The sequence below is a fragment of the Lactobacillus sp. UMNPBX19 genome (assembly GCF_002553805.1).
Lineage (GTDB): Bacteria > Bacillota > Bacilli > Lactobacillales > Lactobacillaceae > Lactobacillus.
On sequence record NZ_PCYR01000167.1, the window covers coordinates 1 to 354 of the forward strand.

Annotated in this window: 1 protein-coding gene; it reads right to left on the bottom strand. The window is 35.9% G+C overall.

Features of this window, described 5'->3' with window-relative positions:
• A partial coding sequence (locus CP370_RS09795; RefSeq protein WP_158227051.1) for a hypothetical protein occupies nt 1-354 on the bottom strand: 354 nt, incomplete at both ends.

A 354-nucleotide genomic window follows, 5' to 3' on the forward strand; every position in this document is an offset into this window, starting at 1 on the left:
CCAACGTAATGTGCGCAACCAAACTGTTTTCTGGTCAATTTCTGGTTTAAACGTCTTTTTTTCTTGTAAATCTTGTTGTCGTTTTGCTAATTGTGTATATAAATCAGCAATTCGTCGTCCATCTTGATATTCTTGCTGCACAGATTGCAATTTTTTTCGAGCAACTGCTAGCTGATTACCTTGCTCAGTTATCGTCACCCGCATATCTTTATTCATCTGAATCAAGACTGCCAATTTTTCTTCTGCAGTTGGCGCGCTTGTTTCAATATCATCTTGTGGCCAACTAATTTGATTTAGTCGTTCATTTCGTTGAAAAACAATTTTTTCCAAATTACTGTCAGATATTTTTTGTTG